The organism is Geodermatophilus sp. CPCC 205761 (assembly GCF_051383655.1).
Classification (GTDB): Bacteria; Actinomycetota; Actinomycetes; order Mycobacteriales; family Geodermatophilaceae; genus Geodermatophilus.
This window is the reverse complement of the sequence record NZ_JALPKQ010000064.1, coordinates 1-26,162: the sequence shown is the minus strand read 5'-3', so window position 1 is coordinate 26,162 and position 26,162 is coordinate 1. Positions and strand designations below refer to the sequence as shown.

Genomic DNA, 26,162 nt, shown 5'->3' with positions numbered 1-26,162 from the left:
ACGATCCGACTTGGCCGCTCGGGGGCCGGCTCGGGACGGCGGCGGCGCGGGCGGAGCGGGTCGACCGCGTGCGCCGGCACCGGCAGCAGCAGCCGGGCCAGCCGGCTGCGGTCCCGGCCGCGCTGGTGCTCGATCGCCTCGGGCTCGCACCGGGCGAACCGGATGAGCAGCCCGACGATCAGCAGGGTGAGCACCAGGGACGTGCCGCCGGCGGAGATCAGCGGCAGCTGGACCCCGGTCACCGGCAGGACGCCGACGACGTAGCCCATGTTCATCGCGGCCTGGCCGATCAGCCAGACGGTGATGGCCACGCAGGCCAGTTGGACGAAGCGGTCGGCGGAGCGGCGGGCGATCCGGAAGCCGGCGTAGGCGAGCACGCCGTAGAGGGTGACCACCACCAGGCACCCGAGAAACCCGAGCTCCTCGCCGATGATCGCGAAGATGTAGTCCGACTCCGCGTGCGGCAGCAGGTTCCACTTCATCGCGCTGTTGCCCAGCCCGACGCCCCACAGCCCGCCGGTGGCCAGGGCGTAGAAGCCGCGGATGGCCTGGAAGCCGCCGTCGGAGGGGTCGGCGAAGGGATCGAGGAAGGCGGTGATCCGCGCCATCCGGTAGGGCGCCGCCTGGATCATCACGACGATCCCGATGGCCGCCCCGGCCATCCCCCACGCGAAGAACCGCAGCGGCAGGCCGGCCCCCCAGAGCAGCCCGATGAGGACCAGTCCCAGGCTCATGATCGCGCCGAAGTCCGGCTCCAGGTACAGCAGCAACGACAGGACGGCGAACACCGGCAGCAGCGGGACGACCATCGCCCTGAGCGTCAGGTAGCGGTCGCGGACGGCCAGGATGTGCGCGCCCCACAGCGCGTAGACCAGCTTGGCCAGCTCCGAGGGCTGGAAGTCGGTGAACCCCAGGTCGATCCACTGCCGGGAGCCGTTGAGCTGCTTGCCGATGCCGGGCACGAGGACGACGAGCAGCAGCAGGACCGCACCGACCAGCGCCAGGGGCGCCCAGCGGCGGACGAACCCGACCGGCGTGCGGACGGCGACGTAGCAGAGCACCAGGCCCACGCAGGCGAGCAGCACCTGCTTGACCCCCGGGACCCAGGCCGGCTGGTCGTCCAGGGCGGCCTCGATCGCGGAGGCGGAGAAGACCATGACCAGGCCGATGGCCAGCAGCAGGCCGGCCGCACCGACCACGAGGTGGCAGCTGGTCATGGGACCGTCGAGCCAGGCCGGGGCGGGGAACCGGCGCGGTGCGGTCCTCCCCCGGGCGGCCGGCGTCGTCCGGCGTGCCTCGCGCAGCGGTGTGGCGCCGGTGGACTCCATCGGGCCATCGTCTCTGCTGCCCCGCGTGTCGCGGGGCAGCGGAGGGGCGTGTCGCGGTAAGCGACCTCTCACAGGCCCGTGATGGACAGCCAGTCGGCGTAGAACAGCCCCAGCCCGAACGCCACCGCCATCCCGGTCACCAGCCAGAACCGGACGATGACGGTGTTCTCCGTCCAGCCCGCCAGCTCGAAGTGGTGGTGCAGCGGCGCCATCCGGAACACCCGCCGGCGGGTGGCGCGGAAGAACGCCACCTGGATGATCACCGAGAGCGTCACCGCGACGAACAGGCCGCCGAGGACGATCAGCAGCAGCTCCGTGCGGGTCACGATGGCCAGCCCGGCCAGCAGGCCGCCCAGGGCCAGCGAGCCGGTGTCGCCCATGAAGATCCGGGCCGGGCTGGTGTTCCACCACAGGAAGCCCAGACAGGCCCCCAGGCCGGCGGCCGCCACGAGCGTCACGTCGAGCGGGTCGCGGACGGTGTAGCAGCCGTCGATGACCTCGGTGGTGCAGTCGTGGGTGAACTGCCAGAACGAGATGATCGTGTACGCGCCGCACACCATCGCCGAGCAGCCGGCCGCCAGCCCGTCCAGCCCGTCGGTGAGGTTCACCGCGTTGGAGAACCCGGCGATGAACAGGTAGGCCAGGATCACGAAGCCGATCGACCCCAGCGCCAGGGGCGCGATGTCGCGCACGTAGGAGACGACGGTCGAGGCCGGGGTGGTGCCGGCGGGGTCGGGGAAGTTGATCGCCAGGACAGCGAAGGCGACGCCGACGACCAGCTGCCCGACCAGCTTCGCCGTCTTGTTCAGGCCGAGGCTGCGCCGGTAGCGGATCTTGAGGTAGTCGTCGAGGAAGCCGACCGTGCCCAGCCCGACCATGAGCAGCAGCACCAGCAGCCCGCTGGCGGTCACGCCACGGCCGGGCTGGTTCACCAGGAACAGGTGGGAGACCAGGTACCCGCCGACGGTCGCCCCGACGATGACGGTGCCGCCCATGGTGGGCGTGCCCTTCTTCGACAGGTGGCTCTCGGGGCCGTCGTCGCGGATCTCCTGGCCGAAGCCCCGCCGCCGGAACAGGTGCACGGCCACGGGGGTGGCGAGGATGGAGATCACCAGGCCGAAGGCCGCGGCGATGAGGACGGACTTCACGCGCCTGCCCCGGTGTCGAGCAGGTCGGCGGCCAGCACCTCGAGCCCGTAGGACCGGCTGGCCTTCACCAGCACGACGTCACCGGGCACCAGGACCTCCGTCAGCAGCTGCCGGGCCGCGGCCCGGTCCGGCACGTGCACCGCGCCCTCGTTCGTGGTGTCGCCCCGCGCCGCTCCCGCGGCCGCGGCGCCCACCGCTATCCCTACCGCATCGGGCCCGACCGCCACGACGAGGTCCACCCCGGAGGCCACCGCGTCGCGGCCCAGCCGCTCGTGCTCGGCGGCCGCGTCCGGCCCCAGCTCGGCCATCGCACCGAGGACGGCGATCCGCCGCCGCCCGGCCAGACCGGACAGGGCGGCGAGCGCGGCGCGCATCGACTCCGGGTTGGCGTTGTAGGCGTCGTTGACGACGGTGACGTCGTCGGCGCGGCGGCTGACCTCCATGCGCCAGCGGCTGCGCGGCCCGGCCTCCGACAGCGCCGCGGCGATCGCGGGCACCTCGAGGCCCACGGCGAGCGCGGCACCGGCCGCCGAGAGCGCGTTGGCCACCTGGTGGACGCCGACCACCTGCAGGTGCACCGGCGCGCTCTCCCCCGCCGCGACCAGCGTGAACCGTGGCCGGCCGGACCCGTCGAGCGTGACGTCGTCGGCCCGGACGTCGGCGCCCTCGGCCCGTCCGGTGGTGAGCACCCGGGCGCGGGTGCGCGGGGCCATGCCCAGCACGCGGGCGTCGTCGGCGTTGAGGACGGCGGTGCCGTCGGCGGGCAGCGCCTCGACCAGCTCGCCCTTGGCCGCGGCGATCCCGTCCGGAGAGCCGAACTCGCCCAGGTGCGCCGATCCGACGTTGAGGACCACGCCGACCTCCGGGGCGGCGATCCCGCACAGGCGGGCGATGTGCCCGGGCCCGCGCGAGCCCATCTCCAGGACCAGGAAGCGGGTGGTGGAGTCCGCGTCGAGCACGGTCAGCGGCAGGCCGATGTCGTTGTTGTAGGACCCGGGCGGGCTCACCGTCGGGCCGGCGCCGGCCAGCACCTGGCCCAGCAGGTCCTTGGTCGACGTCTTGCCGGAGGAGCCGGTGATGCCCAGCGTCCGCAGGCCGCCGTCCCGCAGGCGGGCGTGCACGGCGGCGGCCAGCCGGCCGAGCGCGGCCACCGGCTCGTCGACGACCACGCAGGGCAGCGCGTCGTCCGGGCGGGTGGTCAGGGCCGCGACCGCACCGGCCGCTGCGGCGGCGGCGAGGAAGTCGTGCCCGTCGACGCGCTCCCCGGGCACGGCGACGAACAGGTCACCGGGGGCCACGGCGCGCGAGTCGACGGTGACCTTCCCGGTGACGGTGCCCGCGGCGTCCGCCGTCAGCCGCCCGGACACCGCCTCCGCCACGGCTGCCAGGTCGAGGGCGATCACGCTGGGGGCTCCACTCCGGCCGGCGCGAGCTGCGCCAGGGCCTCGCGCACGACGGCGCGGTCGTCGAACGGGTGCAGGGTGCCGGCCACCTCCTGGCCGGACTCGTGGCCCTTGCCGGCCACGAGGACGGCGTCGCCGGGGCGGGCGCGCGCGACCGCGGCGGCGATCGCCGCGCGCCGGTCGCCGACCTCGAGGACCGCGTCGCGGCGGTCGGCCGGGACGCCGGCGAGCATCGCGGCGCGGATGGCGGCGGGGTCCTCCGAGCGGGGGTTGTCGTCGGTGACCACCAGCAGGTCGCTGCCCAGGACGGCGGCCGCCCCCATGGCGGCCCGCTTGCCGGGATCACGGTCGCCGCCGCAGCCGAGCACGGTGAGGACCCTGCCCGAGGTGGCCGCGCGCAGCGCGGCGAGCGCGGTGGTGACGGCGTCGGGGGTGTGCGCGTAGTCGACCACCACGACGAACGGCTGGCCGGCGTCGACCGGCTCCATGCGGCCGGGCACGACCGTGACGGCCAGGCCCGCCAGCGCCGTCTCGACGGGGACGCCGACGGCGTCGAGCAGCGCCACCGCCAGGACGGCGTTGGCCACGTTGAAGTCCCCGGGCAGCCGCACCCGGGCCGGCCAGCTGCGCCCGCCGGGCCCGGAGAGGGTGAAGGCCGAGCCGCCGCCGGGCGAGACGGTGACGTCGGTGGCGCTCCAGTCCGCGTCCCCGCCCCGGCCGGAGACGGTGACCGCCCGGCGGCCGGCGAGCATCCCGGTCAGCCGGCGCCCGTACGGGTCGTCGACGTCGACCACCTCGACCGCGGCCCGGCCGTCGAAGAGCCGGGCCTTGGCGAGGAAGTAGTCCTCGAGGTCGGTGTGGAAGTCCAGGTGGTCGCGGCCGAGGTTGGTGAAGCCGGCCGCCGCGAACGGCACGCCGCCGACCCGGCCGAGCACCAGCGCGTGGCTGGAGACCTCCATCACCACCGTCTGCACGCCCGAGTCGGCCATCCGGGCCAGCAGCGCGTGCAGCGCCGGCGCCTCGGGCGTCGTCCGGACGCTGGGGAAGGCGGTGACCGTCGGCGACCCGTCGTCCGCCCGACCGCGGGTGCGGGTCTCGACCGTGCCGATCAGGCCGGTGCCGCGGCCGGCGGCGGCCAGCCCGGCCTCCACCAGGTAGGCCGTCGTCGTCTTGCCGTTGGTGCCGGTGATCCCGATGACCTGCAGCCGGCGGCCGGGCTCCCCGTACACCCGCGCGGCGACGGCGCCCAGCAGCGCGCGGGGGTCGTCCACGACGCACACCGGCAGACCGGTGGCGACCGCCGCGTCGCGGCCCGTGGGGTCGGTGAGGACGGCGACCGCACCGCGGGCGGCGGCGTCGGCGGCGAACCGGGCGCCGTGCGTGCGGGCGCCCGGGAGGGCCGCGTACAGGTCGCCGGGCCGGACCTCACCCGAGGCGAGGGTCACGCCGGTGACCGCCGCGCCGGGGTCGCCGGAGAGAGGCGGGCCGACCAGGTCGGCGAGGTCGGCGAGGGTCAGCGGGGCCGACGGCCCCGGCCGGCTCCCCGGCGCCCTCCCGCTCTCGTTCACGGGGCTCCAATCTACCGGCGGGCCGGGCGCGGCCCGCCCCCCACACGCGGGGACGGCCGACACACCTGTCCGCCGGCGACTACTCCGAACCCGTGAGGCGGAAGTCCGGGCGCGGCGTCCCCGACGGGACGATCCCGTCGGCGGTCAGCGCCTGCCGCATGATGTCGGCGAAGACGGGCGCCGCCACCTGGCCGCCCTCCGCGGAGCTGGTGGGCCGCTCCAGGTCCACGGCGACGACGTACTGCGGGTCGTCGGCCGGGGCGAAACCGACGAACGTGGTCACGTACCCGCCGCCGTCGTAGCAGCCGCACTCGGGGTTGGCGCGCTGGGCGGTGCCCGTCTTGCCGGCCACGCGGAACCCGTCGACCTGCGCCAGCGGGGCGGTGCCGCCCGGTCCGACGACGGCCTCGAGCATGTAGGCCATCTGGTCGGCGGTCGACTCGCTGACCACCCGGGTGCCCTCGGGCTCGGGCCCGGGCCGCCCGCCGACGGACGCCACCAGGCGCGGCGGGATGCGGACGCCGTCGTTGGCGATCGCCTGGTAGACCGAGGCCATCTGCAGGGTGGTCACCGAGACCCCCTGTCCGATCGCCACGTTGGCCGCGCGGCTGGCCTCCCAGTCCTCGGAGCCGGCGAAGATGCCGGCGCTCTCCCCCGGCAGCTCGATGCCGGTCGTGCTGCCGACGCCGAAGGCCCGCAGGTACTCCTCGAGCGTCTCGTCGCCGATCTGGCGGGCGAGCATGATCGTGCCGACGTTGCTGGACTTGGCCAGCACGCCGGTGACCGTCCAGTCGATCGGCTCGTGGTCGTGGGCGTCGGTGACCACGGCGTCGCCGGCCTGGATGTGCCCGTTCACGGTGAGGACGGTGTCGGGGGTGGCCACACCCTCCTCCACGGCGGCGGCCAGGGTGACGGCCTTCATGACCGAGCCGGGCTCGAAGACGTCGGAGACGGCCGGGTTGCGCAGCAGCTCCGCGTCGGTCTGCCGGGCGTCCGCGGGGTCGTAGCCGGGGCAGGAGCCCATGGCCACGACCTCGCCGGTGTGCGCGTCCAGGACGACCGCCGAGGCGCGGGTGGTGGCGCCGTCCTGGCAGGCCTCGTCCAGCCGCTGCTCCATGACGAACTGCAGGTCCGCGTCGAGGGTGAGGGCCACCGTGCTGCCGTCGGTCGCCGGGGTGGACTCGTCGATGCCCGAGGGGATCGGGTGGCCGCCGCTGCCCACCTCGACCCGCCGCTCTCCGGGCCGGCCGGCCAGCTCCTCGTCGAAGGCGTGCTCGATGCCGGCCAGGCCGTCGCCGTCCCGCCCGACGAACCCGACGACCTGGCCGGCCACCGTGCCCGCCGGGTAGAGCCGGATCGGGTCGTCCTCGAAGAAGATGCCGCCGAGGCCCAGCTCCTCGATGGCGTCGACGATCTCCGGCGACACCTGCTCGGCGAGGACGACGTAGCGGCCCTCGCCGGAGAGCTGGTCGGTCAGCTCGGACACGGGGACGTCGAGCAGCGTGGTGAGCGCCAGCGCGGTGCGGGCGGGGTCGGCCACCACGGTCGGGTCGGCGACCACCCGCGAGGCGGCGACGGTGTAGGCGAGCGGGTTGCCGTCCCGGTCCACGACCTCGCCGCGCAGGGCGGCGATCGGGTAGCTGCGCAGCCGGTCCTGCGCGGCCGCGGTGGCGTAGTCACCGCCGTCCACGCCCTGGAGCAGCACGAGCTTGCCCATGACGAGCAGCAGGGGGGCCAGCACGACGAGCAGCCCGACGGTCAGCCGCTTGCTGCTGGCGCGGATGCCGCCGCGCAGGCGCGGGGAGCCCGGAGCGCGCCGGGGCGCGAACGCACCGGACCCGCGGGGGGTGGCGCGGTCACCGGTGCGCCGGCCGGGGGCCGGGGGGCGGACGGCGGTCGGCATGCTCAGTCGTCGCTCTCGGGTGCGTCGGGGTCCTCCGCCGGCACCGGCTCCCCGCGGAGGGTGCCGGCGCCGTCCTCGCCGATGACCAGGTAGCCCGCGGCGCCGGCCGGCACCAGGCCGGCCTCCTCCGCATCGGACGCCAGCTCCGCCGGGGTGCTGCCGGAGACCACCTGCTGCTCGAGCCGCTGCACCTCCTGGGCGCGGTCGGCGTTGGCCACCCGCAGCTGGGTGGCCTTCAGCGAGTTGACCGCGATGGCGGTGTTGAGGAACAGCAGGCCGAGGGCGGTGGCCACGAGCAGCCCGACCACCATGAGGACGAACGGCGCCCGGCGGGTGCTCTGCGCGGCGGCGGCCATCCGGCGGACCCGGCCCGGCGCCGTCGCGGGCACGGGACCGGGCGCCGGCCCGGTCGCCTGCGGCCGCGCGACGGGACGGGACCGCAGCGACCCGGTGCGCACCGGGGCGGAGTGCGCGCGGACGGGGCGGGCCGCGGTGGCCGGGCCCGGGTTCCGCGTGCCGGACGCCGTCCCGGTGCTCGGCTCCCGGGCCGGCTTCGGCTCCCGGGCCGTCTTCGGCTCCAGGACCGGCTTCGGCTCGCGGGCCGGCTTCGGCGCCGGCACCGGGGCGACGCGGGCACCGGGCCGGGGACGGGCCGGAGCGGGCCGGGGCTCCGGCGGGACCCCGGCAGCGCGGGCGGCGGCACTCATGCGACCTCCTCGCCGCGGACCGGCAGCCACGTCTCCTCGTTCACGCTGCCCGCCGGATGCGCTCGGCGGACCGCACGCGGGCCGAGGCCGCCCGGGGGTTGACCGCGACCTCCTCGGCCGAGGGCGCCTCGCCGCCGCGGGTGAGCAGGCGCAGCGTGGGGCCGTGCTCGGGCAGCGGCACGGGCAGGTCCGGTGGGGTGCGGTCGACGGCACCGGCGGCGAGGGTCCGCTTCACGATCCGGTCCTCGAGGGAGTGGAAGGTGATGACGGCGATCCGCCCGCCCACGGCCAGCGCCTCGATGGCCGCCGGCAGGGCCCGCTCGAGGACGCCGAGCTCGTCGTTGACCTCGATGCGCAGCGCCTGGAACGTCCGCTTGGCGGGGTGACCACCGGTGCGGCGGGTGGCGGCCGGGATGGACGCGCGGACCAGCTCGGCCAGCCGCCCGGTGCGGGTGAAGGGCTCGCGGGCCCGTTCCCGCTCGATGGCCCGGGCGATGCGGTCGGCGAACCGCTCCTCGCCGTAGACCCGCAGCACCCTGGCCAGCTCGTTCGCGGGATAGGTGTTCACCACGTCGGCGGCGGTGCGCGGTGCGGCGGGGTCCATGCGCATGTCCAGCGGCGCGTCGGCGGCGTAGCTGAACCCGCGGGAGGGCCGGTCCAGCTGGAGCGAGGAGACCCCGAGGTCGAAGAGGACGGCCTGCACCTCGGGGACGCCGAGCCGGTCGAGCACCTCGGGCAGCTCGTCGAAGACGGCGGGCACGAGGGTCGCGCGGTCTTCGCAGCCGGCCGCCCCGATCCGGCGGGCCGCCTCGGCGCGGGCCTCGGGGTCGCGGTCGAGGCCGATCAGCCGCAGCCCCGGGTGCGCGCCCAGCAGGGCGAGGGCGTGCCCGGCCAGGCCGAGGGTCGCGTCGACGAGGACGGCGCCGTCGGCGGCGCAGGCGGGGGCGAGCAGCTCGGTCACGCGCTCGAGCAGGACGGGCACGTGCACCGCGGGCCGCGAGGGGCCCGGTGCCGCGGCAGAACCCGTGCTGCTCATCGTCGGCTGCTCCTCGGGCGGGTCGGAGGCCGCGCGGGGGTCGCGGGCCGGAGTGCCCGTCCATGGTGGCGCGGGGCGGCGGTCGGCGGGTGGAGGGCAGCGGGCGTTTCGCGCACCGGTGGGGCGCAGTGGGGGTGGTGGGGCGGAGTGGGGCACGCGGACCCGGTCCGCCGCCCGCGGGGCCCGCCTGGCGCCGGGGAAGTGCGTCAGGTGGTGCCCCGCGGGGACGGGTGGGCCCGCGCCGGCCTGCTGCCGGCGGCGCGCCCGTGGGCGGTGCGGGATCTCCGTGCCGGGGACCGAGTCGCGGGGAAGGCGACTCGGGCCGGTCCGGTCGAGCCGCGGGGAAGTCGGCTCGGTCGGGTGGGGCCCGGAGGGGGTCGGAGGGACGGCGGAGGGGTCAGGACAGGGTGGGCATCCCCTCGCTCTCCATCTCGGAGTAGATGGCCTCCTGCTCTGCCACGTAGGCGTCCCAGGTCGCGGCGTCCCAGATCTCGAAGCGGGTGTCGACGCCGACCACGACGACGTCGCGGTCCAGTCCGGCGTACTCCCGCAGGTTCGCGGGGATGGTGATGCGGCCGGTCTTGTCCGGCTCGACCTCGACCATCGACCCGAAGCTCATGCGGGCCCGCATGCGGGCGGCGGCGGTGTCCGACGGCGCCATCGAGGCCGCCGCCTGGCTCTGCTCGGCGACCCGGGTCATGGTGAGGCCGTAGATGCAGCGCTCCTGGCCCTTCTTGATCACCATGCCGCCGGCCACCTGCTCGCGGAATCGGACGGGGAGTGCGAGCCGGCCCTTCTCATCGAGCCGCAGCGGATAGCTGCCGACGAACACCGGATCACCTCCCCCATCGGTCCTCCTCGTGCTCCGGGGTGCACCCGGGACGGGCCTTGCCTCCCCACCGGGCCACACAGTAACCCACTACGCCCCACCGGACACCACTCGACACCATGTCGTGACCAGGCCTCCCCACCGCCCCACCCGCAGGTCAGCGCGTCGTCCGCGGGGTGGGTGAGCCCGGTGGGGCGCAGGGGGGCGCCGCCCCCACCGGACCACCCGGCGGCCGGTCGTCGCACACCGTCGCCGGGCCCTCGTGGGGCTCCTCGGGGCAGGAAGTCGGCTCGCGCACCGGCCGCCGTTCCGCGGGACCGTCCGGCCACGGTTCCGCGCACGTACCGTGGTTCCGTGACCGAGGTGACCACGACCACAGACGGCACGGGTTCCTCGGTCGACGTAGCAGCCGAAGGAGCCCGCATCGCGGGGAACATGGCCCGCGTCGTCCACGGCAAGCCCGATGTCGTGCACCTGGCGCTCGTGGTGCTGCTCGCCGAGGGCCACCTGCTCATCGAGGACGTGCCGGGGGTCGGCAAGACCACCCTGGCCAAGGCGCTGGCCGCCTCGATCGACGCCACCGTGCGCCGCATCCAGTTCACGCCCGACCTGCTGCCCAGCGACGTCACCGGGGTGGCGATCTACGACCAGGAGAGCCGGGAGTTCGAGTTCAAGCCCGGCGCGGTCTTCGCCAACATCGTGGTCGCGGACGAGATCAACCGCGCCTCCCCCAAGACCCAGTCGGCCCTGCTGGAGTGCATGGAGGAGCGGCAGGTCACCGTCGACGGCATCAGCTACGAGCTGGCCCGGCCGTTCCTGGTGATGGCCACCCAGAACCCGATCGAGATGGAGGGCACCTACCCCCTCCCGGAGGCCCAGCGCGACCGCTTCACCGCGCGGGTCTCGATGGGCTACCCGGACCGCCAGGCGGAGCTGGCCATGCTCGACGACATGGTCACCACCGACCCGCTGGCCTCCCTCACCCCGGTGGCCGACGCCGCCTGCATCCGGACGCTGGTGGCGGCCGTGGGCCGGCTGCACGTGTCCGAGGCGGTCCGGCGGTACGTGGTGGCGCTGGTCGAGGCCACCCGCCGCTCCCCCGACCTGCGCCTGGGCGCGTCCCCGCGCGCCGGGCTGCAGCTGCTGCGCACCGCCCGGGCCGCCGCCGCACTGGCCGGGCGCGACCACGTCCTGCCCGACGACGTGCAGACCGTGGCCGTGCCGGTGCTGGCCCACCGCCTGCTGCTCACCCCGGACGCCGCCGCTGCCCGCCGCGTGGGCGAGCAGGTGGTGACCGACCTGCTGGCGACCGTCCCGGTGCCCCGCGGGCGCTGACGGTGCGCGGACCGGTCGCGACGGCTCTGGGCACGCTGACGCTGCGCGGCCGCTGCCTGGTCGCCGCAGGGCTCACGCTCCTGGTCCTGGGCGTGCTCCTCGGCGAGCGCCCGCTGGTGCAGATCGCGCTGTTCGTGCTGGCGCTGCCGCTGCTCTCGGCGGCCACCGTGGCCCGGCGCCGGTTCCGGGTGGCGTCCCGGCGCACGGTGACCCCGTCACGGGTGCCGCGCGGCGGGCACGCCGAGGTGCGGCTGGAGGTCACCAACGCCGGACGCGGCACCGGGGGGCTGTGGCTGCTGGCCGAGACGGTGCCGGCCGAGACGGGCCCGTCGCCGGAGTTCGTCGTGGAGCGGCTGCCCGCCGGGGAGACCGCGACCCTGCACTACCGCGTGCACGGCAGCCGCCGCGGGCGCTACCGGCTGGGGCCGCTGCGACTGCGCCTGGTGGACCCGTTCGGCCTGGTGCTGCGCAGCATCGCCGGCACCGACAGCGCCCCGCTGGTCGTGGTGCCGCGGGTCGTGCCCCTCGGCGCCGGTGGGCCGGCCGGCGGCCACGGCGGCGGGGGGTCCGGCGCCCGGCGGTCCATCGCGGTGCACGGCGAGGACGACGTCAGCACGCGGGCCTACCGCCACGGCGACGACCTGCGCAAGGTGCACTGGCGGGCGACGGCGCGCACCGGAGAGCTCATGGTCCGGCTGGAGGAGCGTCCGTGGCGCGCCCAGGGAACCCTGCTGCTGGACACCCGTGCCCGCGCGCACCTCATCGCCCGCGGGCACGCCGCCGACGCCCGCGCCGCCGAGGCCGGCACCGACGCACCCCCGCCCGACAGCCTCGAGTGGCTGATCGAGGCCGCGGCGAGCATCGGCACCGAGCTGATCGGCCGCGGCGCCACCCTGCGGGTGATCACCGACGCCCGCGAGCTCACCCCCACCGGGCACCACGACGGCCTGGGCCGCGGCGAGCTGCTCGACCGGCTCGCCGGCATCACCCCGTCCCGGCTGACCGGGCTGGGGCCGGGCATCGACCTGCTCACCCGTGTCGCCGGGGAGGGGTCGGTGATCGCGCTGCTCGGCGCGATCGGGCCGGAGGACGCCGCCGAGCTCGTCCGGGCCCGCTCCGGACCGACCACCGACCTGGCCGTGCTCGCCGACATCGGCCGCTGGGCCGAGTCCGGCGCCGTGCGCGGCCGCCGGCCGGCCGGTGGCGCCGCCCGCTCCGAGCTCACCCGCCAGCAGGAGGCCGCCGCCGACCTGCTGCGGGCCGGCGGCTGGCAGGTCGCGGTCGCCGGCGCCGAGGACTCGGTGGCGGCGGTCTGGGCTCAGCTGGGCCGCGCCGGCGTGGTGCCGGCCGGGCTGCGGGGGGCCTGGGCATGACCGAGTCCACGGCCCGCGAGCTCGTCCAGGACGCCGGGACGACACTGGCCGCCGCCGCGGCCACCGCGCTGGGCGCGTGGGCCCTGGTGCCGGTCTTCACCGACCGGGCCTGGGTGCCGCCGGTCCTGGCCGCCCTCGCCGTCGTCGCCGCCGCCGGCCTGGTGCTGCGCGGGGCGGGGACGGCGCTGTGGTCGGCGATCGCCGGCGACCGGCCGGTGCCCGCGATCTGGGTCGGCCTCGGCGTGCCGCTGGTGCCGCTCGGCCAGCTCGCGGCGCTGGCCTGCCTGGTCACCGCGCTGTTCGCGCCGGCCGCCGCCCTGGGGGGCGTCCTCCCCACCCCGGACAGCGTCACCGACCTCGGCCAGGTGATGGCCGACGGCTCGGTGGAGCTGCGCGAGCAGGCGACCCCCGCGCTGCCCCTCACCGGTCTGCTGACGCTCACCACGCTGCTGGTCGGCATGGTCGCCGTCGTCGTCGACCTGGTCGCCGTCGGGGGGCGGCAGCCGGCGCTGGCCGGGCTGGGGCTGCTCGTCCTCTTCTGCGTGCCGGTGAGCACGGTGACCGGCACGATCGGCGCGCTCCCGGTGGCCGCGCCCGCCGCCGGGCTGGCCCTCCTGTTGTGGGCCGACCAGCACCGGCGGCTGGGCTGGCGTCCGCGGGAGGGTCGCCGTCCGCTGCTGGGCACCGGGACGCTGACCGCCCTCCGCACGGGTGCGGTGGCGGTGCTGATCGGGCTGGTCGTCGGCGCCGTCGTCCCGACGTTCACCGAGGGCACCTTCGCCGACGGCTTCGGCCCCGGCGGGAGCTCCACCGGCACGTCACTGGACCCCGCGGCCGCGCTGCAGGGCCAGCTGACCCTGGACGAGCCGATCGACCTGCTGCGGGTGGACGCCTCCGTCGACGACCCGGGCTACCTGCGGGTGGTCGCCCTCGACGTGTACGACGCGGAGGAGGGCTGGTCGGTGGGCAACCTCGACGGCGAGACGTCGGTGGGCGACGACAGCGAGCTCGCGCCGCTGCCGGGACGCCGGGACGGCCGGCCGGTCGACGCGCTGATCACCGCCCTGGGGCACGAGGACCGCTTCCTGCCCCTGCTGTACTCCCCGCTGGCCGTGGCCGTGGCTGATCCCCAGCAGTGGCGGTTCGACCCGGGGACGGCCACCGTGTTCGGCCGCGACGTCACGACCGAGGGCCGGACGTGGTCGGTGTCGGCGGTGGAACCGCGGCCCAGCGAGGAGGAGCTGCTCGCGGCCGGGCAGCTGCCGCCGGACCTGCCCCTCGTCCAGCGCTACACCGCTCTGCCGCCGCTGGCGCCGGAGGTGGTCGACCTGGTCTCGACGCTGACCGCGGGGCGGGAGACGCCCGTCGAGCGGGTGCGGGCCATCTACGACCACTTCACGAACCCCGCCAACGGCTACCGCTACTCGCTGTCCACCGCGCCCGGGACGAGCGGCGACGACCTCGCCGACTTCCTGCGGCTGCGCCAGGGCTACTGCGAGCAGTACGCCGGGGCGATGGGGGCCCTGGTGCGGGCGGCCGGCATCCCGGCGCGGGTCGTCCTCGGGTACACCCCCGGCACGGTGCAGACCGACGGCAGCCGGCTGGTCACCAGCGACGACGCGCACGCCTGGGTGGAGGTGTACTTCGACGACCTGGGCTGGGTGCCGTTCGACCCGACGCCGATCGACGTCGACCGCGCCGTCGAGCTGCCGTGGGCGCCGCGCGCTCCGGACCAGGAGATCGACCCCCGGACCGACACCCCGGTGACGCCGCTGCCGGGACCGGTGCCGTCCGCTCCGCAGCCGGACCAGGCGCCGCAGGGCGGACCGGCGCCCCAGGCGGCGCCGCAGGCGGCCGGCTGGGTGAAACCGGTCCTGCTGGGGGCCGCGGCGCTGCTCGGGGTCGCGGCGCTGGCGGCGGTGCCCGCCGGGCTGCGGGCGCTGCAGCGACGGCGCCGGCTGGCCACGGGCGGCGCCGGGGCGCTGTGGGACGAGCTCGCGGCGATCGCGCTGGACCTCGGGCTGGAGGGCGACCCGGCGCGGACGCCACGGCAGGTCGCGGCCCAGCTGGCCGAGGCCGCCGGGGCCGGCGGGCACCGGGCCGGAGGCCGGCACGGATCGACCCAGGCCGCCGCGGACGCCGTCACACGGCTGGCCCGCGCGGAGGAGGCGGCCAGCTACGCACGGCCCGGCAGCGCCCCACCGGCCGGTGCCGAGCTGCGGGCGGCCCTGTCCACCGCCCGGCACGGGCTGCTCGCGGGTGCCTCGCGATCGGCCCGGCTGCGGGCCGTGCTGTGGCCGCCGTCCCTGTTCGCCGGGGCGCGGGCGGCGATGGCACGGCGGACGCGGCTGCGACTGCGGGTGCGCCCGCGGGCGCCGCAGCGCGGCTGACGGGCGCGCTCAGCCGACCTGCAGGCGGAGCACCCGTTCGGTCAGCTCGACCAGCGGCACGGTCAGCGGGAGCCCGCCTTCCGGGTGCAGGCGGGCCGCGCGGACGCCGGCGGCCAGCCACTCCGGAACGGCGTCGAGCAGCGCGTCGAGGTCCAGGAACACCGGCCTCTCCCCCGGGTCGGCGCCGTCCCTCGACGCGGCGTCCGCCTGCTCGGCCCCGGTCCACAGCGGGACGACGTCGGCGCCGTCCTCACCGGTCCACGGAACGATCCCGTCGGCGTCACCCCAGCCCCACAGCCCCTGTTGCGCGGCGAGCGCCTCCTCCACCTGGTCCGGCACGGCGGTCCTCTCTGTCCAGGCCCCTGACGCACGGCAGCCGCCGTCCGCGGGGGACGGCGGCTGCCGGGAGGGACGTGCGGCTACTGGTCGTAGCGGCGGCGGAAGCGCTCCTCGAGCCGGTTCTTGAGCGGCTGCCTGCGGGGCTTGCTCCCCCGACCGCCGCGACCGGGCGCGGCGGCGGGACCGGCCGTGCCGGGCTCGACGGCGCCGGTGGCGGACCGGTAGTTGAGGACGGCGAGGGCCAGGCCGCCGAAGGCGATGAGGAAGCCGAGGACGCCGAGCGGCACCGACGGGGCCACCGCGCCACCGACGAGGACGGCCATGCCCACGAGGACCAGGAGGGCGCCGAGCTGCAGCCGGCGGCGCGCCTTGATCCTGCGATCACCGGTGCGGACCGACGAGGCGAACTTGGGATCGTCATCGACGAGGGCGCGCTCGATCTGCTCCAGCAGTCGCTGTTCGTGCTCGGAGAGCGGCACGTCGACCTCCAATGGGCCAAAGCCAGAACCCGTCGGCGGTGTCCGCCGACGGTGACAACGAGGATACGAGCCCTTTGCGGGGCGCGAAAGGCGAGCCGTCGCCGACGCGCCGTGATCACTCTCGCGGGTGGGTCGCAGCCTCCAGGAGGGGACGAACGGCGGCCCTCCCGGGTTCCCGGGCGGCCGCCGTCGTCACCGGGTGCGTAGGGCGTCGCGGTGCAGGAGGGTCGCCGGGCGCACCGCGCCGGCGCCGAACCGGCGGGCGGCCCGGTCGGCGGCGAGCTCGGCCTCCCGGCGGCCGTGTTCCCGGGCGCCCAGCTCCAGCTGCCGCGGCGCCGAGCCCGCCTCGACCAGCCGCTCGGCGCGCACCCCGACCAGCCGGATCCGCGCCCGGTCCAGGCCGAGGGCGTCGAACAGCGCGCGGGCGGTCTCGTAGAGCTCCTGGCCGACGTCGGTGGGGACGTCGAGGGTGCGCGACCGGGTGATCGTGGCGAAGTCGGCGAAGCGGACCTTGATGGTCACCGTGCGGGCCAGCCAGCCGCCCGAGCGCAGCCGGCCCGCCGTCCGCTCCGACAGCCGCAGCAGCTCCCGGTGGATGACCGCCGGGTCGTCGACGTCGGTGCCGAAGGTCTCCTCGTGCCCGGTCGACTTCTCCGGCTCGTCGGGCACCACCCGCCGGGGGTCGCGGCCCCACGCGAGCTCGTGCAGGTGACCGCCGGCCGCCTGGCCCACCGCCCGCTGGAGGGTGCGGGCCGGCACGTGGGCGAGGTCGCCGACGGTGCGCAGGCCGAGCCGGAGCAGCACCTCCTCGGTCTTGGCGCCCACCCCCCAGAGCGCGCCGACCGGCAGCGGGTGCAGGAAGTCCATGACCTCGGCGGGGCGGACGACGAGCATCCCGTCGGGCTTGGCGTGGGTGGAGGCCAGCTTGGCCACGAACTTGGTGCCGGCCACGCCCACCGAGCAGGTGATGCCCTGCTCGTCGTAGACGCGGCCGCGGATGTACTCACCGATCTCGGCGGCGTCGCCCAGCCGGCGCCCGGCCCCGGAGACGTCGAGGAATGCCTCGTCCAGGCTCAGCGGCTCGACCAGCGGGGTGATCGAGCGGAACAGCGCCATGACCGACCGGGACACCTCGCCGTAGAGCGCCATGTCCCCCGGCAGCACCGTCGCCGTCGGGCACAGCCGCAGCGCCCGGGAGGTCGGCATCGCCGCGTGCACGCCGTAGCGGCGGGCCTCGTAGGTGGCCGAGGTGACCACCCCCCGGTTGCCGGCCCCGCCGACGATGACCGGCGTGCCGGCCAGCTCCGGGCGGCGGCGCACCTCGACGCTGGCGAAGAACGCGTCCATGTCGACGTGCAGCACGGTGCAGCCGGCGGCACGGGTGGACTGGGCCATGACTCCTCCCTGCCGTCGAACACGCGTTCGACGCACGGGTGGACGGTAACTCCCCCGGGCCCGTCCGGGCACCTCCACCCCGTGTCGTGACCGACCCGTTGCAGAGCCGCCGTTCCCGCTGGTCGGGGCGGGTGTGTGAGAGCAGGATGAGTGAGGTAAGGCACCGACCGGAGGCCGCCACCCGGCGGCCCGCTACCGCTCTGATCGGAGACCCATGGCGCTCGACGACGATGACATGACCACCCCCGGTGGCGGCGACGGCGGTGCCGACGGCGGCGCAGACGGTGGTGCCGACGGCGGAGCCGACAGCGGCGCGGGCCACGGCCCCGGCGACGGTGGCGCGGCCGGCGGCGGTTCCGACGGCGGTGCCGATGGTGGTGCCGATGGTGGTGCCGACGGCGGTGCCGGTGGCGGTTCCGACGGTGGCGCCGACGGTGGTGCCGACGGCGGTGCCGATGGCGGGGCGGACGGCGGCGCGGACGGTTCGGCCTGACCGAGAACCCCACCGTGCAGGGTCGGCCGGACTCCCGGCCGGCCCTGCGCCGGTGCACCGCCCTGGACCCTGACGAGTTCGCCGAGCGGTACTGGTCCCGCCGGCCGCTGCTCACGAGGGCCGAGGAGACCGGCGCCTCCTTCGCCGACCTGCTGGACCTGGCCGCGGTCGACGAGCTGCTGTCCCGCCGGGGGCTCAGGACCCCCTTCCTGCGGATCGCCAAGGACGGCGCCGTCGTCGACCCCAAGCGGTTCACCACCTCCGGCGGCGCCGGAGCCGAGATCGCCGACCAGGTGTCCTCCGACGCGGTGCTGCGGCTGTTCGCGGACGGGAGCACCGTCGTCCTGCAGGGGCTGCACCGGCTGTGGCCGCCGCTGATCGAGTTCGCCGACCAGCTCGCCACCGACCTGGGCCACCCGACGCAGGTGAACGCCTACGTCACCCCGCCGTCCTCGCGCGGGTTCTCCCCCCACTACGACGTGCACGACGTCTTCGTGCTGCAGGTGGCCGGCGAGAAGCACTGGCGCATCCACGAGCCGGTGCTCCCCGACCCGCTGCGCACCCAGCCCTGGACCGACCGGGCCGCCGCCGTGGCCGCCGCCGCCGAGCGCGAGCCGGTCATCGACGCGGTGCTGCGCCCCGGCGACGCCCTCTACCTCCCCCGCGGCCACCTGCACTCGGCGGTCGCCCTGGGCGGGATCAGCGCGCACCTGACCGTCGGCGTGCACCCGGTGACCCGCTGGGCGGCCGCCGAGTCCGCGCTGGACCTCGTGCGCGAACTGGCCGCCGAGGACCCCTCGCTGCGCCGCTCCCTGCCGCTGGGCCTCGACCTCGCCGACCCGGCCGCGGTGGCCGGTGACGTCGCCGCGGTGGTCGCCGCGCTGCGGGGCTGGCTGGACCGGGTCGACCCGGCCGACGTCGCCGACCGGCTGCGCGCGCGGACCTGGGCGCAGGTGCGGCCGCAGCCGGTGGCGCCGCTGGCCCAGGCGACCGCCGCCGCCGCCCTGACCGCCGACACGGTGCTGCGGCTGCGGCCCCGGCTGCGCTGCCGGCTGCGCGAACCGGTCGACGGTCGCGTGACGCTGGTCGCCGGCCGCCGGTCGCTCGAGCTCCCCGCGGAGGCGCGCCCCGCGGTGGCCGGCCTGCTCGCCGCCGGTGAGCTGAAGGTGGTCGACCTGCCCGGGCTGGACGCCGCCGACCAGCTCACGCTCGCCCGGCGGCTGGTCACCGAGTCGATCGCGGTCGTGCCCGACGCCGTCGTCCCGGACCCGACCGCGGGGCACGATGGGACCCGTGACCGCGCGCCCGGATCGTGAGCCGGCCGGGCCTCCGGGCGTGACGGACGTCGCCGACTTCTGCCGTCCCGCGGAGGCGCCCGGCCGGCCGGTCGGCCGGATCGACGAGAACCGCTGCTCGGTGGGCGCCCTGCTGCGCGGGGACTCCGGCGTCGGCACGGCCTCGCCGGCCCAGCGCTGGCTGCTCATCGAGCAGCCGGGACCCTGGGGCGTCGACGCGCTCCGGCAGTCCCGCTTCGACCCCGCCGTGGCACCGCTGCTGTCGCACCGGGCGCGGGTGGAGAACGTCCGGGTGCTGCTGGTCCGCCGGCCCGGGGACAAGCTCACCGACTCCCGGCGGCGGTGGGCCTACGTCGACGGCCGGCCCGGCCAGGAGGGGCTGTGGTGGTCGGTGCGGTCCAGCGACGCCGAGCTGGTCGAGGCCCCGTGGGACGGCTCGGCCGGCGACGCCTCCTCCGGGCCGACCTACCTGGTGTGCGCGCACGGCGGCCACGACGCCTGCTGTGCGCTGCGCGGCCGCCCCCTGGCGAAGGCCCTGGCCGCCGACGACGTCTGGGAGTGCAGCCACCTGGGCGGCGACCGCTTCGCCGCGAACGTGCTGGTCCTGCCGCACGGCTTCTACTACGGGCAGGTGCCCGGCGACGGCGCCGACCTGGTCGCCGCGCACGCCGCCGGCCGGGTCGCGCTCCCGTGGCTGCGCGGCCGGTCCGGGTGCCCGCCGCCGGTGCAGGCGGCCCAGCACGTCGCGCGCGGGGAGCTGTCGCTGCTGGCGGTCGACGACCTGCCGCCGCGCGGGGTGCGCCGGCTGAGTGCGGCCGGGGCGGAGGTGGAGCGGTGGCTGGTCACCCTCGCCGGTCCGGACGGCGACGTCGTCGCCGAGGTGGAGAGCCGGCCGTCGGAGGAGGCGGTGCGGCTGACCTGCCGGGCGACGCACGACGCGCACACCCACATCTGGAACGTGCGGCTGGTCCCGGCGGTCTGACCGACTCCGGGCTCAGCCCAGGGCCCGCCCGCGAGCGAGGAGCAGCGGGATGGCCAGCTCGGTCGGGGTCAGCGAGCCGTGATAGCCGATCAGCCGGCTGGGGCCGGGTTCCTGCTCGGTCGCGGTGAGCGCCCACGTGCCGCGGGCGAGGGCCACGACGTCGCCGATGCGGGCGGCGAGGTCGTCGTCCACCGGGCCGAAGACGCCGCTGGCGATGACCTCGTCCCGCCCGGCGACCCACGCCCGGTCGCCGAGCTCCTCCCGCCACCGGGCGAGCAGGTCGTCCGCCGCGCCGGGGACGGCGTGCAGGTAGCGGGCCCGCGGCTCCCCGGCCAGCAGCGCGACCCCCTCGAGCAGGTCGGGCTCGGCGTCCAGGTCGATCCGGGTGGCCGGCGGGACGTCGAGCATCCCGTGGTCGGCGGTGACCAGCAGGGCGGCGTCCTCGGGCAGCCCGGCGACCACCTGCTCGACCATCCGGTCGACCAGGGCCAGCTGCGCGCGCCAGCTGGCGGAGTCGACGCCGCGGACGTGCCCGGTGAGGTCCAGCTCCGCGGTGTAGCCGTAGACGAGGGTGCGTGGCGCGGCGGCCAGCGACTCCAGCAGCACGGCGGTGAGGTCGCCGGGGCCGACGGTGCCGGTGTAGCGGGCCCCGCGGTAGGCCGCGTTGGTGAGGCCGGACCGGGCGAAGGCGTAGGGGGCGACGGCGGCGACCTCGACGCCCGCGGCGGCGGCCTGCTCGAAGACGCTGCGCCGGGCCTGCCAGACCTGCGGGTCGGGGTCGTCGCCCCACTGGACGTGGTTGAGCGTCCGCTCCTCCCCGGGCACCGCGGTGACGAAGCCGAGGATGCCGTGGCTGCCCGGCGGGAGGCCGGTGCCGAGCGTGGTGAGGCTGACCGGCGTGGTGCTCGGGCAGGGAGCGGACAGGTCGCCGGCCGGAGCGGCGAGGGCGGCGAGGGCGGGCGCCAGGTCGGCGTGCGCGCGGACGAGGTCGGCGCCCAGACCGTCGACGAGCAGGACGGCGACCCGGCGGGCCCCGGCGAGCGCCGCGGTGAGGCCGAGCGGGTCGGCGGGCAGGTCCCCGCGCTCGACCGGCACCCCGAGGGCGGCGGCCGCGCCGGGGAGGACGTCGGCGAGGGTCGCCGTCCCGTAGGCGGGGCGCTGCAGGCCGGCGGGGAGGGTCATGGGCGGGTGGCGAGGACGTGCAGCCCGGTGGCGACGTCCCGGTACGGCGACCGGCCGGCCAGCGCCAGCTCGAGGCGGCGGACGGCGTCGGGGTCGGCGCCGGAGGCGACGTCGAGCAGGTCGGCGACGACGGAGACCCCGCGCCAGGTGCCCGGCCGGAGACCGGCCGCCGCGACGAGGGCCAGCAGGTCGTCGGGGGTGAAGCGGCGGCGCGCGGGCCGGGCGGCGCGGCGGGGGTCGGGGTCGCGGTCCTCGAGGAGGGCGAGCGCCTCGACCGGGTGCCCGCCGACGGCGCGGGCGAGGACCGCCCCGGCCCGGTTGGCCACGGCGATGCTGGCGGTGCCGCCGGTGCGCAGCGCCCGGGCGAGCTCGCGGAGTGTGGTGGCCGGGTCGTCGACGACCTCGAGCACGGAGTGGCACAGGGCGAGGTCGTAGCTGCCCTCGTCGCCGTCGGTGGGCGGGACCACCTCGTGCAGCAGGTCGCCGTCGCCCTGGACGCCGCGGACCCGCGGGGCGACCCCCGCGGTCTCCGCCCGCCGGTGCAGGGTGGCGAGGGCGTCGGCGCTGGGGTCGACGACGGTCACCTCGTGGCCGAGCCGGGCCAGCGGGACGGCGAAGTTGCCGCTGCCGCCGCCGACGTCGAGCACGCGCAGCGCGGTGCCCGCCCCCACCAGCGGGTCGAGGGCGGCCCAGACGGCGGCCGCGCGAGCGGGCAGCTGGTCCGCAGCGGACGGGGCGGGGGCAGACGGCGGCACCCGTCGGAGCCTATAAGGACCCCGTCCTCCTCACCGCTCGCAAGCTCGCGGCGAGCCTCTGGACGGGGCGGTCAGGCGGGGACCCTGTCGGCGGCGCTCCTGACCTCGGCGAGGTCGATCCGGCGCATCTGCATCATCGCCTCGGTGGCGCGCTGGGCCCGGCCGGGGTCCGGATCCGTGAGCAGGGACATGAGCTCGGTCGGCACGACCTGCCAGGAGACGCCGAACTTGTCCTTGAGCCAGCCGCACTGGCCCTCCTCGCCGCCCTCGGTGAGCCGGGTCCAGTAGTGGTCGGCCTCCTCCTGGTCGGCGCACATGATCTGGAAGGAGATCGCCTCGGTGAACGGGAACTGCGGTCCGCCGTTGAGCCCGACGTACTCCTGCCCGTCGAGGGTGAAGCTGACGGTCATCGCGGTGCCCTCGGGCATCGGGGTGCCCGGCCCGTAGCGGAGGACCTCGCCGATGGAGGAGTTCGGGAAGATCGAGGTGTAGTGGGCGGCGGCCTCCTCGGCAGCGCCGTCGAACCACAGGCAGGGGATCTGCTTCGGCATCGGGGGTCCTCTCTCGGCTGGATCGCGTCGGTGGTGGTTGGACCCCGACCGGCCCGGCAACTCATCGGTCGCCGCCGCCGTGCGACCGGCAGCGGCCTCCTCGCGGGTCCCGCTCCGAGCGGAGCGGGAGGGTGTCCTCCGTCAGTGGCCGGAGCTCCCGGGGCTGGAGTGCCACAGCTTGCGCGGCGCCGCGGCCGCCCGCCGCGCCGCGGTCGCGGCGTCCTCGCCGGCCGGCTTGATGTCGGCGTAGGGCGACATCCGGAACCCGGTGGGGTGCACGAGCACGGGCTTGACCACCACCGGCCGGGACCCGTGCGACGCCGCCGCCCCGCTGATCGCCGCCTCCGTGTACTCCCCCGGTCGGGCCATGTGCTCGGCGACCGCGGCCACCCCGCCGGTCTCCCACGCCTCGTGCAGCGCCGGCAGCTCCCACGCGCCGGTGGCCCGCAGCGAGACCCCCCGCGGCCCGGTGCGGCGCAGCACCCCCCGGATCACCAGCAGCCAGGAGTGGAAGACCGTGGCCGCGTAGGGACCCTGCGCGTCCTCGAAGAAGGTGGAGTCGGTGCACCCGGTGCCGTCGTCGAGGGTCACGAAGACCACCCGCCGGCCGGAGCGGATCGGCGGCGTCTGGGTCGCCACCTTGACGCCGGCGACCAGCACCTCGGCACCGCTGCGGCTGCCGAGCAGCTCCCCGGCCGGCACCGCGCCGATCGCGGCGAGGAACGGCCGGTAGAAGTCGACGACGTGCCGGCTGGCGTCCAGCCCCAGCACCTCCAGCTCGGCCCGCACCAGCTCGGCGTCGGTGAACTCGGGCAGCCCGCTGCCCTCGGCCCAGCTGGGTCCGGCCTCGGCCGGCTCCTCCTCCCCCGGCAGCTCCAGACCCATGAGATCGAGGCTGAGCTGGCCGTTCGAGTTCGCCTTCGCCCCGCTGCGGCTCCACCGGTCCAGCTCACCGATCTGCAGCAGGAGGTCCCGCCGGGTCACCTGCCGCCGGCTGCGGGTGGGCCGGCCGGCCTCGCGGTCGCGCACCCCGAAGCCGTAGAGGGAGTCGAAGCCGCCGGCGAGGACCAGCCGCTCCACCACCGGCCGGGACACCGACGTCCGGTGCCAGAAGTCGGTCAGGGAGCGGTAGGGCTGCCCGGCGACGACACGGGCCACCTCCTCCTCGGAGATGCCCTTGACGTCGGCGAGGGAGAGCCGGATGCCGTAGCGGGACGGGTCGGCCATCGCCGGCGGCATCCACTCCGGCCGCCGCCACGCCACCTCGTCGGGCTCGTCCTCCGCGGCGTCCTCCCGGGTGAGCCGCTCGACGCGGTACACCCCGGTCGAGGCGTTGACGTCCAGGCCGAGTACCCGGACGCCGAAGTTGCGGGCGTCGTCGAGGATCAGCCGCTTCGGGTACATGCCGGGGTCGTGGGTGAGCACCCCGGAGAGGAAGGCCGCGGGGTGGTGCGCCTTGAGCCACGCCGACTGGTAGGTGGGCAGCGCGAACGCCGCGGCGTGGGCCTTGCAGAAGCCGAACGAGCCGAAGGCGACCAGCACCTCCCAGACCTGCTCGGCCACCTCCGGCGGGTAGCCCGCGGCCAGCGCCCGGGGCACGAACCAGGTCCGCACCTCGGGGTGGGCGTCCTTCTCCCCCAGCGCCCGCCGGACCTCGTCGGCCTCGGCCAGGGTGCAGCCGGTCATCCGGGACACGATCTGCAGGACCTGCTCGTGGAAGACCACGACCCCGGCGGTCTCCTCGAGGGCGAAGGCCAGGTCGGGGTGCGGGTAGACCGTCTCCCGCCAGCCGTTCCGGGCCATGAGGAACGGGGTGACCATGTCGCTCTTCACCGGCCCGGGCCGGAACAGCGAGATGTCGATGACGATGTCCTCGAACGTCTGCGGCCCGAACTTGCCGACCAGCTCCCGCTGCCCGGGTGACTCGATCTGGAACATGCCGAGGGTGCGGGTGCTGCGGATCAGCTCGAACGTCGTCGGGTCGTCACGCGGGACGGCGTCGATGTCGACGACCTCGCCGTCGACCCGGGCCACCTCGTCGAGCGCGTGGGCGATCGCCGACTGCATCCGGATGCCGAGCAGGTCGAGCTTGAGCAGCCCGAGCTCCTCGACGTCGTCCTTGTCGAACTGGCTCATCGGGTAGCCGAGGAAGCTGTTCTCCACCGGGGTGCGGTCGAGCAGCGTGGCGTCGGAGAGCAGCACCCCGCACGGGTGCAGGGCGATGTGCCGGGGCAGGCCGTCGAGCCGGGCGACGAGGTCGAACAGCAGGTCGAGGTCGCCGGTGCCGCCGCCCCGCCGCGACCCGAACCGGCTGGCCCGCAGCTCCGGGAGGTCCTTGAGCGCGGCGTGCACCTGGTTGGCCCGGATGTGCGGGAAGGCCTTGGCCACCGCGTCGATCTCCGCCGGGGGCAGTCCGAGCGCGGCGCCGACGTCGCGGATCGCGTGCCGCACCCGGTAGGTGTCCATCATCGAGATGCAGCTGACCCGGTGGGCGCCGAAGCGCTCGATCACCGCGTCGTAGACCTCCATCCGGCGGGCGGACTCCACGTCGATGTCGACGTCGGGCAGCTGGTGGCGCAGCGGGGAGAGGAACCGCTCCATCAGCAGCCCGTAGCGGATCGGGTCGACGTCGGAGATGCCCAGCAGGTAGGTGACCAGGCTGCCCGCACCCGAGCCGCGCGCGGCCGCGCGAACCCTCGAGCTCTTGATGAGGTCGACCACGTCGGCGACGGTGAGGAAGTAGGACGGGTAGCCGAGGGAGTCGATGACCCCCAGCTCCTCCTCCAGCCGCACCCGGACCCGCTCGGTCAGGTCCATCCCCCGCCGGCCCAGCCCGGCCTCGCAGCGGGCACGGAGCACCTGCGAGGGGCTCATCCCCTGCTCGGCCGGGGTGGTGACCACGTCGAGCTCGGGATAGCGGACGGTGCCGATGCCGAGATCGCCCCGGACGTCGACGGCGCACTGCTCGGCCAGCCGGGCGGTGCGCTCCAGCAACCGCAGCACCGCGTCGCGGTCGGGGCCCAGGAGGTCCTCGGCGACCTCGGTCATCTCCTTGCCCGACTTCAGGTACCCCTCGGCGGTGCGCCGGTCGACGTGGCGGACGTCGAGCGGCACCAGCCGCCGGGCGGCGTCGAGGACGTCTGCGGTGGGGGCGTCGAGGGCGTCGACGTAGCGGACGGCGTTGGTCAGCACCACCGGCACCCCCTCGGCGGCGGCGAAGCGCAGCAGGCCCTGCGCGCGGGAGCGGTCGCCCCGGCCGCGGTGGTGCACCACCTCGAGCACCAGCGAGCCGGGGCCGAAGACCGCGCGCCAGGCGGCCAGCCGGGCCGAGGCCACGTCGGCCCGCCCCGCGGCCAGCGCCCGCCCCACCGGGGAGTCGGGGCCCAGCAGGGTGACCAGTCCGGGGGCGTGCTCGGCGGCCAGCGCCAGCGAGCTCACCGGCTCGCCCCGCGTGCCACGCAGGTGGGTGGCGCTGGTGAGCCGGCACAGCGACCGCCAGCCGGCGCCGTCGCGGGCCAGGAAGGTGACCCGGGGCAGCCGCGGGTCGACGCCGGCCCCGCCGCGGGCCGGCACCCGGCGGCCGGACGCGCCGGGCCCGGCTCAGCTCCGCCGAGGGCCCACCACCGAGGACCGGGGCGGGGGCCGGCGGCACCGTGCTGGCCACCGGGGGG

The 26,162-nt window shown here is 76.4% G+C and carries 21 protein-coding genes; 6 read left to right on the top strand and 15 right to left on the bottom strand.

The window, feature by feature from the left end; genetic code table 11:
- The 8 genes from ftsW to mraZ all read right to left on the bottom strand — a co-directional run.
- Window positions 1-1,328: putative lipid II flippase FtsW (ftsW, locus tag MY526_RS24765; RefSeq protein WP_436705299.1), on the bottom strand; the 1,328-nt coding region annotated here is incomplete at its 3' end.
- Window positions 1,329-1,396: 68 nt separating this feature from the next.
- On the bottom strand, window positions 1,397-2,476 hold the full coding sequence (gene mraY, locus MY526_RS24760) for a phospho-N-acetylmuramoyl-pentapeptide-transferase (RefSeq protein WP_436695432.1): 1,080 nt from the start codon (window positions 2,474-2,476) through the stop codon (window positions 1,397-1,399).
- A complete protein-coding gene (locus tag MY526_RS24755) occupies window positions 2,473-3,879 on the bottom strand; it encodes a UDP-N-acetylmuramoyl-tripeptide--D-alanyl-D-alanine ligase (protein WP_436695433.1) in 1,407 nt (468 codons plus the stop codon). The genes mraY and MY526_RS24755 overlap by 4 nt, the downstream gene beginning before the upstream one ends.
- Complete coding sequence (locus tag MY526_RS24750; protein WP_436705298.1) at window positions 3,876-5,447, bottom strand: UDP-N-acetylmuramoyl-L-alanyl-D-glutamate--2,6-diaminopimelate ligase; 1,572 nt, start codon at window positions 5,445-5,447, stop codon at window positions 3,876-3,878. Before MY526_RS24750 ends, MY526_RS24755 begins: the two co-directional genes overlap by 4 nt.
- 79 nt (window positions 5,448-5,526) lie before the next feature.
- Window positions 5,527-7,350, bottom strand: coding sequence for a peptidoglycan D,D-transpeptidase FtsI family protein (locus tag MY526_RS24745; RefSeq protein ID WP_436705297.1), 1,824 nt, complete (start codon window positions 7,348-7,350; stop codon window positions 5,527-5,529).
- Between the two features lie 2 nt (window positions 7,351-7,352).
- Complete coding sequence (locus MY526_RS24740) at window positions 7,353-8,057, bottom strand: hypothetical protein (RefSeq protein WP_436705296.1); 705 nt, start codon at window positions 8,055-8,057, stop codon at window positions 7,353-7,355.
- A gap of 40 nt (window positions 8,058-8,097) precedes the next feature.
- Window positions 8,098-9,093, bottom strand: a complete 996-nt coding sequence (gene rsmH / locus MY526_RS24735; protein ID WP_436705295.1) for a 16S rRNA (cytosine(1402)-N(4))-methyltransferase RsmH — start codon at window positions 9,091-9,093, stop codon at window positions 8,098-8,100.
- A 397-nt stretch (window positions 9,094-9,490) separates the two neighbouring features.
- Window positions 9,491-9,925 (bottom strand): division/cell wall cluster transcriptional repressor MraZ, encoded by a 435-nt coding sequence (mraZ, locus tag MY526_RS24730; RefSeq protein WP_436695438.1) that lies wholly within the window; start codon window positions 9,923-9,925, stop codon window positions 9,491-9,493.
- 351 nt (window positions 9,926-10,276) lie between these two features.
- Here mraZ and MY526_RS24725 point away from each other — a divergent pair, with 351 nt between their 5' ends.
- From MY526_RS24725 to MY526_RS24715, 3 genes are read left to right on the top strand one after another with little or no spacing between them, the layout of a single operon-like run.
- On the top strand, window positions 10,277-11,257 hold the full coding sequence (locus tag MY526_RS24725; protein WP_436695439.1) for an AAA family ATPase: 981 nt from the start codon (window positions 10,277-10,279) through the stop codon (window positions 11,255-11,257).
- Between the two features lie 2 nt (window positions 11,258-11,259).
- The gene (locus tag MY526_RS24720; protein WP_436695440.1) at window positions 11,260-12,630 is read left to right on the top strand and encodes a DUF58 domain-containing protein; all 1,371 of its coding nucleotides are present in this window, start codon (window positions 11,260-11,262) and stop codon (window positions 12,628-12,630) included.
- Complete coding sequence (locus MY526_RS24715; protein ID WP_436705294.1) at window positions 12,627-15,020, top strand: transglutaminaseTgpA domain-containing protein; 2,394 nt, start codon at window positions 12,627-12,629, stop codon at window positions 15,018-15,020. The genes MY526_RS24720 and MY526_RS24715 overlap by 4 nt, the downstream gene beginning before the upstream one ends.
- A 9-nt stretch (window positions 15,021-15,029) precedes the next feature.
- Here the strand turns inward: MY526_RS24715 and MY526_RS24710 are convergent, their stop codons facing one another.
- The 3 genes from MY526_RS24710 to dinB all read right to left on the bottom strand — a co-directional run bounded on the left by MY526_RS24710 (window position 15,030) and on the right by dinB (window position 17,233).
- Complete coding sequence (locus MY526_RS24710) at window positions 15,030-15,359, bottom strand: DUF2750 domain-containing protein (protein ID WP_436705293.1); 330 nt, start codon at window positions 15,357-15,359, stop codon at window positions 15,030-15,032.
- An 80-nt stretch (window positions 15,360-15,439) separates the two neighbouring features.
- The gene (locus MY526_RS24705; RefSeq protein WP_436695443.1) at window positions 15,440-15,838 is read right to left on the bottom strand and encodes a DUF3040 domain-containing protein; all 399 of its coding nucleotides are present in this window, start codon (window positions 15,836-15,838) and stop codon (window positions 15,440-15,442) included.
- A 192-nt stretch (window positions 15,839-16,030) separates the two neighbouring features.
- The gene (gene dinB, locus MY526_RS24700) at window positions 16,031-17,233 is read right to left on the bottom strand and encodes a DNA polymerase IV (RefSeq protein WP_436705292.1); all 1,203 of its coding nucleotides are present in this window, start codon (window positions 17,231-17,233) and stop codon (window positions 16,031-16,033) included.
- A 214-nt stretch (window positions 17,234-17,447) separates the two neighbouring features.
- On the opposite strand from dinB, the gene MY526_RS24695 reads away from it, so the two are divergent.
- The 3 genes from MY526_RS24695 to MY526_RS24685 are packed head-to-tail and all read left to right on the top strand — an operon-like array spanning window position 17,448 to window position 20,003.
- Window positions 17,448-17,726: a BatC protein gene (locus tag MY526_RS24695; RefSeq protein WP_436695445.1), complete on the top strand. Its 279-nt coding sequence runs from the start codon at window positions 17,448-17,450 to the stop codon at window positions 17,724-17,726.
- Between the two features lie 14 nt (window positions 17,727-17,740).
- Complete coding sequence (locus tag MY526_RS24690; RefSeq protein ID WP_436705291.1) at window positions 17,741-19,042, top strand: cupin domain-containing protein; 1,302 nt, start codon at window positions 17,741-17,743, stop codon at window positions 19,040-19,042.
- Between the two features lie 19 nt (window positions 19,043-19,061).
- A complete protein-coding gene (locus MY526_RS24685; protein WP_436705290.1) occupies window positions 19,062-20,003 on the top strand; it encodes a sucrase ferredoxin in 942 nt (313 codons plus the stop codon).
- Window positions 20,004-20,015: 12 nt separating this feature from the next.
- Here the strand turns inward: MY526_RS24685 and MY526_RS24680 are convergent, their stop codons facing one another.
- The 4 genes from MY526_RS24680 to MY526_RS24665 all read right to left on the bottom strand — a co-directional run bounded on the left by MY526_RS24680 (window position 20,016) and on the right by MY526_RS24665 (window position 26,064).
- Window positions 20,016-21,185: an alkaline phosphatase family protein gene (locus tag MY526_RS24680; protein ID WP_436695448.1), complete on the bottom strand. Its 1,170-nt coding sequence runs from the start codon at window positions 21,183-21,185 to the stop codon at window positions 20,016-20,018.
- Window positions 21,182-21,940 (bottom strand): class I SAM-dependent methyltransferase, encoded by a 759-nt coding sequence (locus MY526_RS24675; RefSeq protein ID WP_436695449.1) that lies wholly within the window; start codon window positions 21,938-21,940, stop codon window positions 21,182-21,184. Before MY526_RS24675 ends, MY526_RS24680 begins: the two co-directional genes overlap by 4 nt.
- Before the next feature lie 71 nt (window positions 21,941-22,011).
- Window positions 22,012-22,491 (bottom strand): VOC family protein, encoded by a 480-nt coding sequence (locus MY526_RS24670; protein ID WP_436695450.1) that lies wholly within the window; start codon window positions 22,489-22,491, stop codon window positions 22,012-22,014.
- A gap of 141 nt (window positions 22,492-22,632) precedes the next feature.
- A complete protein-coding gene (locus MY526_RS24665; RefSeq protein WP_436705289.1) occupies window positions 22,633-26,064 on the bottom strand; it encodes a DNA polymerase III subunit alpha in 3,432 nt (1,143 codons plus the stop codon).
- Window positions 26,065-26,162 lie beyond the last annotated feature (98 nt).

Excerpts from the sequence above, each read along its gene's own strand:
- MY526_RS24745 (WP_436705297.1), bottom strand. The coding sequence starts at position 7,350 with ATGCCGACCGCCGTCCGCCCCCCGGCCCCCGGCCGGCGCACCGGTGAC.
- MY526_RS24740 (WP_436705296.1), bottom strand. The coding sequence starts at position 8,057 with ATGAGTGCCGCCGCCCGCGCTGCCGGGGTCCCGCCGGAGCCCCGGCCC.
- rsmH (WP_436705295.1), bottom strand. The coding sequence starts at position 9,093 with ATGAGCAGCACGGGTTCTGCCGCGGCACCGGGCCCCTCGCGGCCCGCG.
- MY526_RS24715 (WP_436705294.1), top strand. The coding sequence starts at position 12,627 with ATGACCGAGTCCACGGCCCGCGAGCTCGTCCAGGACGCCGGGACGACA.
- dinB (WP_436705292.1), bottom strand. The coding sequence starts at position 17,233 with ATGGCCCAGTCCACCCGTGCCGCCGGCTGCACCGTGCTGCACGTCGAC.
- MY526_RS24695 (WP_436695445.1), top strand. The coding sequence starts at position 17,448 with ATGGCGCTCGACGACGATGACATGACCACCCCCGGTGGCGGCGACGGC.
- MY526_RS24680 (WP_436695448.1), bottom strand. The coding sequence starts at position 21,185 with ATGACCCTCCCCGCCGGCCTGCAGCGCCCCGCCTACGGGACGGCGACC.
- MY526_RS24670 (WP_436695450.1), bottom strand. The coding sequence starts at position 22,491 with ATGCCGAAGCAGATCCCCTGCCTGTGGTTCGACGGCGCTGCCGAGGAG.